This is a genomic window from Thermosipho sp. (in: thermotogales) (assembly GCF_020054775.1).
Taxonomy (GTDB): Bacteria; Thermotogota; Thermotogae; order Thermotogales; family Fervidobacteriaceae; genus Thermosipho; species Thermosipho africanus.
In genome coordinates this window covers 1-13,358 of record NZ_JAIHAP010000019.1, presented here as the reverse complement: position 1 = coordinate 13,358, position 13,358 = coordinate 1, and the positions used below count along the sequence as shown (strand labels likewise).

General features: G+C 31.4%; 18 protein-coding genes. 14 read left to right on the top strand and 4 right to left on the bottom strand.

Annotated features, from left to right (window positions below; all coding sequences use genetic code 11):
• Positions 1-5: 5 nt before the first annotated feature.
• From flgC to JG780_RS04910, 4 genes are read right to left on the bottom strand one after another with little or no spacing between them, the layout of a single operon-like run.
• Positions 6-419 (bottom strand): flagellar basal body rod protein FlgC, encoded by a 414-nt coding sequence (flgC, locus tag JG780_RS04925; protein ID WP_004101852.1) that lies wholly within the window; start codon positions 417-419, stop codon positions 6-8.
• 11 nt (positions 420-430) lie between these two features.
• Positions 431-814, bottom strand: a complete 384-nt coding sequence (gene flgB / locus JG780_RS04920) for a flagellar basal body rod protein FlgB (protein WP_004101850.1) — start codon at positions 812-814, stop codon at positions 431-433.
• Between the two features lie 21 nt (positions 815-835).
• Positions 836-1,678 (bottom strand): DMT family transporter, encoded by an 843-nt coding sequence (locus JG780_RS04915; protein WP_004101847.1) that lies wholly within the window; start codon positions 1,676-1,678, stop codon positions 836-838.
• Positions 1,675-2,436 (bottom strand): metallophosphoesterase, encoded by a 762-nt coding sequence (locus JG780_RS04910; protein WP_004101845.1) that lies wholly within the window; start codon positions 2,434-2,436, stop codon positions 1,675-1,677. Before JG780_RS04910 ends, JG780_RS04915 begins: the two co-directional genes overlap by 4 nt.
• Before the next feature lie 61 nt (positions 2,437-2,497).
• Here JG780_RS04910 and JG780_RS04905 point away from each other — a divergent pair, with 61 nt between their 5' ends.
• The 14 genes from JG780_RS04905 to JG780_RS04840 all read left to right on the top strand — a co-directional run.
• Complete coding sequence (locus tag JG780_RS04905) at positions 2,498-2,782, top strand: ubiquitin family protein (protein WP_004101843.1); 285 nt, start codon at positions 2,498-2,500, stop codon at positions 2,780-2,782.
• Positions 2,782-3,438, top strand: a complete 657-nt coding sequence (locus JG780_RS04900; RefSeq protein ID WP_004101841.1) for a HesA/MoeB/ThiF family protein — start codon at positions 2,782-2,784, stop codon at positions 3,436-3,438. The genes JG780_RS04905 and JG780_RS04900 overlap by 1 nt, the downstream gene beginning before the upstream one ends.
• Positions 3,439-3,478: 40 nt before the next feature.
• Positions 3,479-4,528: a YfbR-like 5'-deoxynucleotidase gene (locus JG780_RS04895; protein ID WP_004101839.1), complete on the top strand. Its 1,050-nt coding sequence runs from the start codon at positions 3,479-3,481 to the stop codon at positions 4,526-4,528.
• Between the two features lie 16 nt (positions 4,529-4,544).
• Positions 4,545-5,153: a septum site-determining protein MinC gene (gene minC / locus JG780_RS04890; RefSeq protein ID WP_004101837.1), complete on the top strand. Its 609-nt coding sequence runs from the start codon at positions 4,545-4,547 to the stop codon at positions 5,151-5,153.
• The gene (gene secA / locus JG780_RS04885; RefSeq protein WP_287569392.1) at positions 5,150-7,720 is read left to right on the top strand and encodes a preprotein translocase subunit SecA; all 2,571 of its coding nucleotides are present in this window, start codon (positions 5,150-5,152) and stop codon (positions 7,718-7,720) included. The genes minC and secA overlap by 4 nt, the downstream gene beginning before the upstream one ends.
• A gap of 4 nt (positions 7,721-7,724) precedes the next feature.
• Positions 7,725-8,444, top strand: a complete 720-nt coding sequence (locus JG780_RS04880; protein WP_114702635.1) for a hypothetical protein — start codon at positions 7,725-7,727, stop codon at positions 8,442-8,444.
• The gene (locus tag JG780_RS04875; RefSeq protein WP_012580216.1) at positions 8,431-8,748 is read left to right on the top strand and encodes a Crp/Fnr family transcriptional regulator; all 318 of its coding nucleotides are present in this window, start codon (positions 8,431-8,433) and stop codon (positions 8,746-8,748) included. The genes JG780_RS04880 and JG780_RS04875 overlap by 14 nt, the downstream gene beginning before the upstream one ends.
• Before the next feature lie 64 nt (positions 8,749-8,812).
• Positions 8,813-9,220 (top strand): methylmalonyl-CoA epimerase, encoded by a 408-nt coding sequence (mce, locus tag JG780_RS04870; RefSeq protein ID WP_463274141.1) that lies wholly within the window; start codon positions 8,813-8,815, stop codon positions 9,218-9,220.
• A 14-nt stretch (positions 9,221-9,234) separates the two neighbouring features.
• On the top strand, positions 9,235-10,776 hold the full coding sequence (locus tag JG780_RS04865) for an acyl-CoA carboxylase subunit beta (RefSeq protein ID WP_114702637.1): 1,542 nt from the start codon (positions 9,235-9,237) through the stop codon (positions 10,774-10,776).
• Between the two features lie 10 nt (positions 10,777-10,786).
• Complete coding sequence (locus JG780_RS04860) at positions 10,787-11,134, top strand: OadG family protein (protein WP_114702638.1); 348 nt, start codon at positions 10,787-10,789, stop codon at positions 11,132-11,134.
• A complete protein-coding gene (locus tag JG780_RS04855; protein ID WP_114702639.1) occupies positions 11,107-11,514 on the top strand; it encodes a biotin/lipoyl-containing protein in 408 nt (135 codons plus the stop codon). Before JG780_RS04860 ends, JG780_RS04855 begins: the two co-directional genes overlap by 28 nt.
• An 11-nt stretch (positions 11,515-11,525) precedes the next feature.
• Positions 11,526-11,924, top strand: coding sequence for a cobalamin B12-binding domain-containing protein (locus tag JG780_RS04850; protein WP_012580211.1), 399 nt, complete (start codon positions 11,526-11,528; stop codon positions 11,922-11,924).
• Positions 11,925-11,926: 2 nt separating this feature from the next.
• The gene (gene meaB / locus JG780_RS04845) at positions 11,927-12,802 is read left to right on the top strand and encodes a methylmalonyl Co-A mutase-associated GTPase MeaB (RefSeq protein ID WP_004101821.1); all 876 of its coding nucleotides are present in this window, start codon (positions 11,927-11,929) and stop codon (positions 12,800-12,802) included.
• A 32-nt stretch (positions 12,803-12,834) separates the two neighbouring features.
• The coding region (locus JG780_RS04840) for a hypothetical protein (protein WP_287569389.1) at positions 12,835-13,358 on the top strand (524 nt) is incomplete at its 3' end.

The window sequence follows — 13,358 nt, the reverse complement described above, 5'->3', positions numbered from 1 at the left end:
ACAAATCACCTCCCAATTTGGAGAGCACTATTTATCATAGCTTTTGTAGTGTTAAATGCAGTAACGTTTGCTTCGTAAGCTCTTTGAGCATTAATCATATCCACCATTTCCCTTACAACATTTACATTTGGAAGTTTAACATAACCATTTTCATCAGCATCTGGATGTGTTGGATCGTATACTATCCTAAATGGAGATTTATCCTCGTAAATTTTTTTCACAACTACTCCACCATTTTCCAATCTACCATTAATATTTCTCAAAAGTTCCTGGAATACTGGTACCTTTCTTCTATACGGCTCGCCATTTTCAGTTCGTGTTGTTTCTGAATTTGCTAGATTATTTGATATAACATCTATTCTGAGCCTTTGAGCTGACATTCCTGTTGCAGAAATCGTCATTATATTAAATTCATTCATGTTTTACCTCCTTACCTAATATTCCTAATAACTGTATTGTATCTATCAATATTAGCGCTCATAAGCCTGGATAAAGTTTGATATCTAAGCGCATTCTTTACCATTTCTACCATTTCAATATCAATATCTACGTTATTACCATCGTTAGTTAATGAAGTATTTTTTTGAGCCTTAATAATAGGATTTACAACCTTTGGAGTTCTTTCTATATGTTTTCCTGAAGTCGTTTTTAAACTCAACTTCATTTTTGATTCATTTAACAATTCTTCAAAAACAATATATTTTCTTTTGTAATTTGGAGTTTCAGCATTAGCGATATTCTGTGAATGTATTTCCTGCCTTTTAAGTGCAACATCCATTGCCGCTTTCAATGTTGAAAAATTTGAATTGAACATGTCTTTACCCCCTTTTCATAGTTATTTTTCTACGTGTCTAAAAAAATTCCTAAAATATTTTTCGGGAATTATTGATAATATCAAAGCAAACATTGTTAAAACCACACCAAAAATCTGTAACATATCAAGCCTTTCAGAAAGCAAAATAATTGAAAAAATAGTTGCAAATACAGGCTCGCCTACAAAAATAAGTGCAGAAGTATTACTTCCAACCACTTTTTGGTACTTTGCCTGTGCTATTAACGCATAAATCGTAGCAAAAATCGCCGTGAATAAAGCTACACTAAATATTTTAACATCTATTTTCCACGATTGATTCAAACCAAAGAGTGAATTTAATAGTGCAACCATTAAAAATTGAGAGGTAAGCAAATCTTTTTCGGGGCTTTTTTTAGAAAATTCTGTAACCAAAACAACATGTAACGCGTAAAGAATTGCACAAAAAAACGTTAAAATATCCCCAAAATTTATACTATCAATACCTCCAGAAAGGAGATACTCACCTATCATAGCAATTAAAAATGAAAATATTTGTACCTTAGTGGGCTTTTCTTTTTCAATAAAATAGGAAAAAATAGGAATTAATACTATATAAAAAGCTGTAATAAAACCACTTTTAGAAGATGTTGTTAGTGTAAGACCCCACGTTTGAGCAGCGTATGATATTCCAAGTACTACACCTAATATTAAACCATATTTATTACCTTTTCCAAAAACAAAAAAAGATAGGACTGTTGCAATCCAAAATCTTATAGCATTGTAAGCAAAAGGAGAAATATCAACTAAAACCATCTTTTGGATGGGAAAGGTTAATCCCCAAATTAATGTAACTAACAACAGATTTACGATAGCAACTATCTTCATAAATCTCCTCCTAGTTCAAAAATTGATATTTTTTCCTCATCAATTTTTTCATTAATGGCAATTAAATTATAACTTGTTTCTTTCAATTCCTGCTCGTTTTCAGGAATAAGCAAAGTAGTTAAATGGCCACCAAAAACACAACCAGTATCTATATTTATATCTACTATTTTGTCATTTATCTTTAAAAAAGAAATTTTGCCATCATATGTTGGTGTATGCCCATGAACCAGCACATAACCTTCAATTGGCTCAGCTATTCTATACCAAATATTGCTTTCAGAAAGAGGAATTTCATTTTCCATTAAAAACGAACTATAGTCACCTTTCCATCTAATTGCCTCATCTAAGGGATAATTTGAAGGTAAATTTGCATGGGAAAATAAGAATCTAACCTTTCCAAATAAAGTTTCAACATGTAAAAATTTTAGGTTCTCAAAAAAGAAAAAGTAATCTTTAATCTTTTCTATGCTCGAAAATGATTTTAAAGTATAAATGCCTCCGTTATTTTCAGACAACCAACTAGATCTACCTGTTTTTATATACCTAATCATCATATCCTCATGATTTCCCAGCAAACAAACTTTAGGCCCAATTTCAATAATTTTATCAACAACCTCTTTTGAACTAGGACCTCTATCAATATAGTCTCCCAAAAATATATACCTTATTTTAAATTTTCCAAATTTTTTATTAATATAATCCAATAACAAATGAAATTCATAGAAACAACCGTGTATATCAGAAAAAACAGCTATCATAATTTATCACCAAAAAAATTATATAATAGATATATAAAATAATCAAAAGGTGGTGAGAAAGATGTTGGTAAAATTTGTCGGAAGCATAAAATATTTACTTGGTAAAAGTAGCATAGAAATTGATTTTAAAGGCGAAAATGATTTATTCAAGCAAATAAGTAAAAAGCTTAACAAAGAAGTTCTAATAAAAATAGACAAGGAAAATAAGAAAACTTTTTTGATAATAAATGACACACAACCGATAAAGTTATCTGTTGTAATACTGAATAATGGGGAAAATATATTGAGAAAAAGAAAAATAGAAGACGGCGAATTAGCAATTATATTACCGGTAGGTGGTGGATAATGCTTGATATTTCAAGGCATAAAAAATTAATAAGCGGTTTAAATCTTAAAAATATAAAAATATTAGTGGCAGGGGCTGGAGGTTTAGGATCTACCGTCCTAAATAATCTTGTAAGATTTGGCTTTGAAAACATAATTATTTACGATCCTAAAATGATAGATCCTCCAGACCTAAACAGACAAATTCTTTATAACCAAGAAGATCTATATCAAAACAAAGCATTCACAGCATTGAAAAAGCTTAAAAAAATAAATCCAAATTGCAATATTAAAGCAATAGATAAAGCTCTTTCTTCCCATTTTAATGAAAAAGTAGATATTGCTTTTGATTGTATGGACAATATTGAGGGACGATTAGTCTTAGAAAAAATATGCAAAAAGCTACAAATACCAATGATACATGGGGCCGTCCAAGAATTTTCTGGACAGGTTACGGTAATAGTACCTGGAATTACAACATCTCTTTTAGATATATACGAAGGATTTGACATTCCAAAAACTCCACAGGTATTTCCTCCAACAGTTCTTGTAACCGCATCAATTCAAGTTTCTGAAGCTATTAAAATTCTTAAAGATGATTTTAAAAATGCATTGATTAATAAAATTCTCTTTTTTAATCTGTTATACAACGACTTTGAAATTCTACAACTAATTTAAAAGTGTGTTAGAATAGATAATATAAAGGAGGTTGTTAACTTTGGGATACGGAAAACTAATCTTCATGCTTGGTAATTTATTTACAATTCAAAGGTGGAACAACAAACCAGCAATTGTAAAATTTTCCGAAGCTGATAATGCCTACACTACGTTGCTAATATCATTTGCGTTAAGAGACTACTACAAATTAGATATTGAGCCTTCTTTAAAATGGAGATTGAATAGGATACTTCCTAAGCTCGTACTCTCAGACGTTTCACTTGAATTAAAAGAAAGAATAGAAAGATTATCACCAGATGTCTGGGAAAAAGTGAGAGAAAAAGCTTTCTTAGAGCTATATAATATAGTTGACCAAAGCTCTATTACAAATATAACTTCAGAAGAATTTGACCCAATCGACAAATTTTCTGATATCTCAACAAGTCTTTTTGAAGCAAAGGTCAACGGAAAAGTTTTTGATTTTAGCAAGCCAATAAAGGAACTTGAAGAAAAGCTCCACCCATATTTAAAAAATTTCTCTGAAGTTTCCGATATACCTAAATTAATATTTTCAATAGCCTTAAACATGATTTCAATGACAAGATGGAATAGAATGTACAGAAACATAAAGTCCACAGTTGCAGGTCATTCTTTTGTGGTTACAACAATTGCATATATTATCTCTGTACAACTTGGTCTTAGTAAAGATAAAAAAGAAGAGGTGATAAAAAAGGCACTTCTTCATGACCTTCCTGAAGCTTTTACAGGAGATGTAATAACTCCAACAAAAAAGAAAACCCCAGAACTTGATTCTCTTGTCTCTTTAGTTGAAAAACAAATGTTTAATGAATGGGTTAAAGAAAATAAATCACTTAGTCACTTAGAAAAATATGAAGATTTTGCAGCTGAACCATTTTCAGGAGATACTGGAAAAATAGTAAGGACAGCCGATCTTTTTGCTGCTTTACTTGAATGTGCTCTTGAAATTTTTTCTGGAAATAAGGAAAAATTATTCCAAAGTGTATTTTTCGACTTAAAAAAGACTCTGAAAAAATTTAAGGAAATTGATCTTGGGCAGTGGATCGACGAAATCGAAGAAATTGTTTTTTAGTTAGGGGGGAGCTCTCTTGTTTAACTTAAAAATCTTTAAATCTGGAATTGTTTTTTACATTGATAGATATGATAAATTAGAGACATTATTTAAAGAGATCGACAATAAAATGCATGATATAAGGCAGTTTTTTGATGATAGTGAAAAAATAATGATCAAAATTGAAAATTTTAAGGAAAAAATTCATGATATTCCTAAAATAATTGAAAAATTTGAAAGTTATAATCTAAAAGTTAAAGGAATATTGACTGAACATTATGATGAAAAAGAAACTCCAATAAAAAGAGAAGAAGATAAAGAAACAACACTGATTATAATAAAAAATATAAGATCGGGTCAAAAACTAAATCACACAGGCCATTTAATAATTGTAGGTAATGTACATTCGGGTTCTGAAATAACTGCAAATGGTTCTATTGTAATTTTTGGCCAATGTAGTGGAATTGTACGTGCAGGTATTAAGATTAAGCCTTCATATATTCTTGCACTTTCAATGAACACTCCTCTAGTTCAAATTGGAGAAGTAAAACATCAGGTAAACAATAATTATAAAAATCCAGTCTTTATTTATGAAAAAGGCGGAAAATTATTTTTTGATGAGTTTAAAAAGGAGGAAGAATTGTGAAATTATTCGACAAAAATGAAAGGGTTATAAAAAAATATTGGAAAAAAGTAAATAAAATAAACAAGATAAACCTTGAAAGTAAAAATTTAACCGAATTAATTAATTCCTTGAAAACAATTAAAGAAAATATTACTCCTGAAAATATTGACGAATATATTCCAGAAGTTTTTGCAATAGTAAGAGAAGTATCCAAACGAGTAATTGGATTAAGACCATTTGATGTACAACTTATAGGTGCAATGGTTCTCCATGAAGGGAAAGTTGCAGAAATGAAAACAGGTGAAGGAAAAACTCTAGTTGCAACTATGCCGGTTGTATTAAATGCACTACTTGGAAAAGGCGTTCACCTTGTAACTGTAAACGATTATCTTGCAAAAAGAGACGCTATGTGGATGGGACCTATATATCTTGCTTTGGGACTTAGAGTAGGTGTTATAAATACACAAAACAAGTCATATGAAGTTATTTGGAAAAATGAGGAACTTGCAAAAAAGGCGTTAAATGAAAATTTGAGTGTTTGGCCTCAAGGTTTTAATGGAGAATTTCTTGAAGACGAAGCAAAAAATAAAGAAGCACTAGAAGCTTATCAGGTTGAATTGAAGGAAATCAGCAGAAAAGAAGCATATGAGTGTGATATAACATACGGAACAAATACAGAGTTTGGGTTTGACTACTTAAGAGACAATCTTGTAATTGACCTGGAAGATAGAGTTCAAAGAGGACATTTTTATGCAATAGTGGACGAAGTAGATAGCATCCTTATAGACGAGGCAAGAACTCCTTTAATAATAAGTGGTCCATCAAAAACAAAAGCTTCAGATTATATTCGCTTCAATCAAATTGCTAAAAAACTCGTAAAAGACAAGCATTTTACTATAGACGAGCAGAAAAAATCTGTAATATTAACAGACGAAGGTATAGAATATATAGAAAAACTTTTAAATATAGAAAATCTCTATGATCCTGAACACGTGAATAAAATGTATTTCTTATTAAATGCTTTAAAAGCACATTACCTGTTTAAAAAAGATGTAGATTATATTATTCATAACGGTGAGATTGTAATAGTAGACGAATTCACAGGTAGACTTCTTCCAGGAAGAAGATACAGTGGAGGACTTCACCAAGCTATTGAAGCAAAAGAAGGAGTTAAAATCAAAGAAGAGTCGGTTACTTATGCAACTATAACATACCAGAATTACTTTAGAATGTATGAAAAACTTTCCGGTATGACAGGAACTGCTAAAACAGAGGAAGAAGAATTTAAACAAATATACGGTATGGAAGTAGTTGTTATCCCAACTCACAAACCAATGATCAGAATAGATAGTGACGATTTAATTTACAGAACAGAAGACGAAAAATTTGAGGCAGTAGTAAAAGAAATAAAAAAACGCTATGAAAAAGGGCAACCTGTTTTAGTAGGTACAACATCCATTGAAAAAAGCGAAAGATTGAGTAAAATGCTAAGCAAAGAAAAAATACCTCACAACGTTTTAAATGCAAAACATCATGAAAAGGAAGCTCAAATCGTTGCATTAGCTGGTCAAAAAGGTTCAGTTACAATTGCAACTAATATGGCTGGTAGGGGGACAGACATTAAATTAGGCCCCGGTGTAAAGGAATTAGGCGGGTTACTTATAATTGGAACTGAAAGACATGAAAGTAGAAGGATAGACAACCAACTTAGAGGTAGAGCTGGAAGACAAGGTGACCCAGGTGAATCTATATTCTTCTTGTCCTTAGAAGATGATATTATAAGAATATTTGGTGGAGAAAAACTTGAAAAAATAATGAATCTAGTAAAAATTGAAAAAGGTGAGCCAATATATCATCCTATGCTTACAAAATTAATAGAAAGGGTCCAAAAAAAGGTTGAAAGTATAAATTTTGGAATAAGAAAAAATTTACTTCAAATGGATACTGTTTTGGATACACAAAGACGAGCAATATATAGCTATAGAGAATATCTACTTTCAGGAAATATCGATGAACACTTCAACGATGCAATAGATGATTTTATTGAAAGAAGGCTCGAAGAATTTTGTGAAAAAGGCGTTTGTAATGTAGAAGAAATAAAAGAATCTTTAAAAATATTAAATATTAGTCTCGATAAACTGCCTGATACTAGAAATGAACTAAAAGAATATCTAAAAAATCTTTTAATGGAAAAATTTGAAAATAAAAAGGAAGAATTGGGAGAAGATTTCCCAAAAATTGGAAAGTTCATAGCGTTACGTGTAATAGATGAAAATTGGAGGCAGTATCTTGAAGAAGTTGAACACGTAAAAGAAGCAGTAAGCCTTAGAGCGTATGGACAAAAAGATCCAATCTTGGAATTTAAAAAGGAAACATTTAGAATGTTTGATGAGATGATGGCGAAAATATTTGAGCAAACTATAATTTATACTTTAAACATTAGAAAAATCACTGATGAAGCCGAAAAAGAGTCAGAAAACGAGCTGAAAAAAATAAATACCCAACACGATGAATTTACACTTGTAAACAGAAAAGAGAGAAGAGTTGCAGAAAAGAAAGGAAAAAAGAAATTAAAGGTCAAGAGGTGAAATAATGAAAATCCAGGGAATTATTTTTACAACTAATGAAGTACCTAGAAAACTTTATAAGCTAAAAAGTGGAAAAGTACGTGAGTTAAAAAAATCTGGACCTGTAATATTGAACCCTGGTGATTATATAGCAATTGCTGAATATTTACTGGAAATTCCTCTTTTTGGTGATGTTTCTGCTATTGAGGAATCCGAAATTGAAGAGGTAGAATTATCAGATGAATTTGAAAATATTTTAAAAAGATTAATAGAATTAAGAAAGAATAAAAATGCTGAAGAAAATTTCTCTTTAGAAGACTTCGTAATTGACGAGGAGAATATTGATAACGTAATAGAAGAAGTAGAAACGCTTTTGTCACTTACTTCAGATAATCTACCCGATGATGAAGAAGCAGCTATAAATCTAATTGAATCAATAGATGATTCAAAAATGATTACAAAAGTAAATTATATAAAAAGTTTTTTCAAAAAATTCCCAGACTCAAAACTTGGCGGAGAGCTTATATTGGATACTGCAAAGAAAGTTTATTCCACACTTGGAGATAGATATATAGCAAAACTACTTTGCAAGAAAATAATTTTACATTATTCAGATGATTTAAATTTATGCCTCAATGCACTAAATTTATTAGCACTTGTTTACAAAGAAGAAGGAAATGTAATGTGGCTTACTTATTCGGAAATTGCCAAGCATGTTGAGGTGATGTTAAATGAAAACAAATGAGATAAAAAAAGGAGAAAAAATATTTGAGGAAGGTCAAGAGGCAAATTCAGTTTATTTAATAAAGTCTGGTGAAGTAGTAGTAAAATTTGGTCAATTAGAAGAAAAACTCGAAAAAAATGACGTTATTGGAATTGAGTCACTAATTAATGAAAATTATACAGAGAGTGCAATTGCTCATACAGATGTAAAATTAACCGAATTAACTCCCGAAGAGTTTAAAGAATTATATAGTGGCACAGATGTTGAAAAAAAAGCTATTAAATCATTTACTAAAAGGACTATGAAGCTGCTTGGCTGGCTTTAATCGTAATTTTCTATATTTGATTAACCACCTTGGCAATGTTAAAATTTTAGCGGAGGTGATGATTTTGAAATCAAATAAAATAGATCATATTGGCATAGCAGTAAAAAATGCCAAAGAAAGATTAAAACTTTACAAAGATTTTCTTGGGCTTGAAGTTAGTGGAGAAGAAGAACTACCAGAAAGAGGATTAAAAGTATACTTTGTAAAAATTGGTGAAACAAGATTTGAACTGCTCGAACCTCTTAATGAAAATTCTGAAATTTCATCATTTTTAGAGAAAAAAGGTGAAGGAATTCACCATGTAGCTATTAATGTAACAGGCATTGATGAAGCTGTAGAACTTGCCAAAAATCTTGGTTTTAAACCACTTTCAGATGAGCCAAAAAAAGGTGCTGGAGGAACCAAAGTACTGTTCTTACATCCAAAAACAACTGGTGGCGTGTTGTTAGAATTAGTTGAAGGAAATCACTAAAAGGAGGAAAAACGATGGAAGAATTAATAAAAAAACTTAAAGAATTAGAAGAAAACATTGAACTTGGCGGAGGAGAAAAACAAATTGAAAAGCAACATAAAGCAGGAAAATTAACTGCAAGAGAAAGGATTGCTCTTCTATTTGACGAAGGAACTTTTGAAGAAATTGATAAATTTGTAAAACATAGAAACACTAACTTTGGACTTGATAAAAAAGAATTACCAGCAGATGGAGTAATTGTTGGAATTGGAAAAATTAATGGAAGACCTGTTGCAGCATTTTCTCAGGATTTCACAGTAATGGGTGGCTCTTTAGGAGAAATGCATGCAAAAAAAATCGTTAAAATAATGGATCTTGCAATGAAACTTGGCATACCAATTATAGGAATTAACGATTCAGGTGGCGCAAGAATACAAGAAGGCGTTGATGCCTTGTACGGTTATGGTGAAATATTCTTTAGAAATACCCTTGCTTCAGGTGTAATACCTCAAATTACAATTATTGCCGGTCCCTGCGCTGGAGGTGCAGTCTATTCACCAGCAATTACTGATTTTGTAATAATGGTTGACAAAACTGCTCAAATGTTCATCACAGGCCCAAATGTAATTAAAGCAGTTACAGGCGAAGAAATAAGTAAAGAAGATCTTGGAGGAGCTTTCATTCACAATTCAAAAAGTGGAAATGCACACTTTGTAGCACAAAGCGATGAAGATGCAATCAATATTGCAAAAAAATTACTTTCATATATTCCTCAAAATAACATGGAAGAACCGTTATTAACATCTTCTACACAAGATTTAGATATTGATGACTCAATACTCAATATTGTTTCACCAGATTCTAAAAAAGGATACGATGTTAAAAATGTAATTAAAAAAATTGTGGATAATGGCGAATTCTTAGAAGTTCACGAACATTTTGCAAAGAATATAGTAGTAGGTTTTGCAAGGATAAATGGTTATCCAGTAGGTATAATTGCAAATCAACCAAATGTATTTGCAGGTGTTCTTGACATTGATTCTTCAGACAAAGCTGCAAGATTTATAAGATTCTTAGATGCATTTAATATTCCTATTGTCACATTTGTAGACACTCCAGGATATCTTCCTGGCACAAAACAAGAACACGGTGGAATAATACGTCACGGAGCTAAATTACTTTATGCCTATAGTGAAGCAACTGTTCCAAAAATAACAATAATATTAAGGAAAGCCTTCGGTGGAGCATATATAGCAATGGGAAGTAAACACCTTGGTGCAGACTTTGTTGCAGCTTGGCCAACAGCCGAAATTGCAGTTATGGGACCTGAAGGTGCTGCAAATATTATTTTTAAACGCGACATCGAAATTTCTGAAAATCCTGAAGAAACCAGAAAACAAAAGATTGAAGAATATAAAAATGCATTTTCAAACCCATATGTGGCTGCTTCAAGAGGTTATATTGACGCAGTAATTGATCCAAGACAAACTAGAAGATTTATTGCTCAATCTCTAGAATACGGAAAAACAAAAGTTGAACCAAGGCCAAAGAAAAAGCATGGAAATATACCATTATGAGGTGAAATAAATGCAAATGTTTATAATTACCTTCATAGGTCTAGTAACGGTATTTTTAATATTTTTTATCCTATATTTCGTTTTCTTGCTTTTTGGATTTTTTTCAAAAAAAGCTTCCATGAAACTACCTAAAAAAATTCACTCTCAAGAAGTAACAAACGAAAAAAATATTCTACTTGAGAGTGAAGAAAGTGAAGAAGAAATCGCAGCTGTCATGGCTGCTATATACGCGTTAATGGGGAGTAATATAAGAATAATATCTGTATCAAAGAAAAACAGAAAAAGAGAATGGACCTTCTGGAAAAAAACTGGATGGAGAGGTGTAAAAGGATGGTCAGAAAGTTCAAGGTTAGAGTAAACGGAAAAGAATACACAGTAGAAGTTGAAGAATTAGGTGGCGCTCAATCGATACAGAGTGTTCCAACCCCTGAGCCAGTTGTCGAAAATGAAACAAAGTCAATACAAACTCAATCAACTGTTGAAGAAAAAACTGCTCCAAAACAAGAAGTAGCAAGCCCATCTTCTGGAGCAAAAATTGTTGCTCCAATGTCAGGAATAGTATTAAAAGTTTTAGTTTCAGCCGGGCAAAAAATTAATTCAGGTGATAAAGTAGCCATTTTAGAAGCTATGAAAATGGAAAATGAAATTATTTCTGAATTTTCAGGAACTGTTAAAAATGTATTGGTTAAAGAAGGAGACAACGTAGATACAGGTCAAGTATTAATTGAACTTGAATAGGGGGAGAAAAAATGGAAAAAAAGATAAGAGTATTAATTGCTAAACCAGGGCTTGATGGTCATGATAGAGGAGCTAAAGTTGTCTCAAAAGCTTTGAGAGATGCTGGTATGGAAGTAATATATACAGGTCTTAGACAAACTCCCGAACAAATAGTCAAAGCTGCAATCCAAGAAGATGTTGATGTTATAGGACTTTCAATACTTTCTGGGGCACATATGAGTATTTGCAAAAAAGTATTAGATCTTATGAAAGAAAATGATATAGAAAATATTCCTGTATTTGTCGGTGGAATAATTCCAGAAGATGATGCAAGAGAACTAAAAAAAATGGGAATAAAAGAGGTTTTTGGACCTGGAACACCTCTTTCAACAATTGTTGAAAAAATAAAAGGACTTTTTGCGGAGGTATAGAATTGAAAGAATTAATTGAAAAATTAAAACAAAAAGATCAAAAAGCACTGGCAAAACTTATAACGTATGTTGAAAACAATGAAGATACATCTTTTATAGAAGAATTGCCATCTTCAGGGTCAAAAATTATTGGAATTACTGGAAGTCCTGGCGCAGGAAAAAGCTCACTTGTCGATGCTATTATTACAAAGCTAAGAGAGACTGGTAAAACTGTAGGTATTATTGCAATCGACCCTTCCAGCCCTTTCACGGGCGGTGCATTCTTAGGTGATAGAATAAGAATGAAAAAGCATTTTCTGGACGATGGAGTTTTTATCAGAAGCATGGGTAGTGGTAATAGTCTTGGCGGGCTTAATGAGAGTATATTTGATGTAATAAAATTAATGGATGCATTTGGTTTTGATTATATACTTATAGAAACTGTTGGGGCAGGGCAAAGCGAAATTGACATTGTATTTGCATCGGATGTGGTAATATTGGTTTTATCTCCAGGAAATGGTGATGAAATTCAACTATTAAAGGCTGGTATAATGGAAATCGGTGATATTTATGTTATAAATAAAGCAGATTTAGATGGTGCAAATTCTCTAAAAGTACAATTGGAATATACATTATCATTTTCCAATGTTAAAAAACCTATCATAGAAACTATTGCAACTTCTGGAGTAGGAGTAGAAAAATTAGTTGAGAGTATAAACGATTGTTTTAATAATTTTTCAAAAAATGGAGAATTAAAAAAACGTCTAAATAGAAGGATAAAAAAACATGCTGAAACAATTGTTTTAAAGAAAGTCAAACATATTATCAATAGCAAAGAAACCAAGAGTGTATCATCATTAGTAGAAGAAACAATAAAAAGTTTGTGTAATATGGTATAATTGCTTAAAAACGGGGGATAGGGGGAGTTTCTATGAAAAAAGTTGCTCTTATTTTTTTGATTCTTTTATCTAGTGTATTTTTCTCAAATAGTCTTGAAGAAAATTTTATAAAAGCAAGGAATTTTCATGACATTGACCTAATAAAAGATGTTATATCAACTGCAAAAAAAGAACAAAATAATGTTATTTACGCAGAAGCCTTGATGGAATACGCTCTATGGGGAGATTCTGAAGATAAAGAAAAGTTGTATACTGAAGCACTTGAAGTGATTAAAAAAGAAATTGAAAAAGATCCAAATAACGGTAGAGCATATTATGTTGCAGGCGCTATAGTTGGAAGGTTGGCTCAGTATAAAGGAATCGTTCAAAGTCTTTTTATGTTAAATGATTTTGACAACTACATTGAAAAGGCTATTGAAATTCTTGATGATAACTTTTATAAAGGACTTGCATTAATTGCAATGGGAATGAGGTTTAGAGATGTTCCATGGCCTTTGAGAAGCTATAAAAAAGCAGAAAAATATTTGCTTGATGCCTTGGAAATTCTTCCAAATTA

What these genes read in the sequence shown, in the direction of transcription:
- JG780_RS04850 (WP_012580211.1), top strand. Translation starts at nt 11,526, where the DNA reads ATGGAAAAAAAGATAAGAGTATTAATTGCTAAACCAGGGCTTGATGGT.
- flgC (WP_004101852.1), bottom strand. Translation starts at nt 419, where the DNA reads ATGAATGAATTTAATATAATGACGATTTCTGCAACAGGAATGTCAGCT.
- JG780_RS04910 (WP_004101845.1), bottom strand. Translation starts at nt 2,436, where the DNA reads ATGATAGCTGTTTTTTCTGATATACACGGTTGTTTCTATGAATTTCAT.
- JG780_RS04855 (WP_114702639.1), top strand. Translation starts at nt 11,107, where the DNA reads ATGGTCAGAAAGTTCAAGGTTAGAGTAAACGGAAAAGAATACACAGTA.
- flgB (WP_004101850.1), bottom strand. Translation starts at nt 814, where the DNA reads ATGTTCAATTCAAATTTTTCAACATTGAAAGCGGCAATGGATGTTGCA.
- JG780_RS04900 (WP_004101841.1), top strand. Translation starts at nt 2,782, where the DNA reads ATGCTTGATATTTCAAGGCATAAAAAATTAATAAGCGGTTTAAATCTT.
- JG780_RS04860 (WP_114702638.1), top strand. Translation starts at nt 10,787, where the DNA reads ATGCAAATGTTTATAATTACCTTCATAGGTCTAGTAACGGTATTTTTA.
- JG780_RS04915 (WP_004101847.1), bottom strand. Translation starts at nt 1,678, where the DNA reads ATGAAGATAGTTGCTATCGTAAATCTGTTGTTAGTTACATTAATTTGG.
- JG780_RS04865 (WP_114702637.1), top strand. Translation starts at nt 9,235, where the DNA reads ATGGAAGAATTAATAAAAAAACTTAAAGAATTAGAAGAAAACATTGAA.
- JG780_RS04905 (WP_004101843.1), top strand. Translation starts at nt 2,498, where the DNA reads ATGTTGGTAAAATTTGTCGGAAGCATAAAATATTTACTTGGTAAAAGT.
- JG780_RS04875 (WP_012580216.1), top strand. Translation starts at nt 8,431, where the DNA reads ATGAAAACAAATGAGATAAAAAAAGGAGAAAAAATATTTGAGGAAGGT.
- JG780_RS04880 (WP_114702635.1), top strand. Translation starts at nt 7,725, where the DNA reads ATGAAAATCCAGGGAATTATTTTTACAACTAATGAAGTACCTAGAAAA.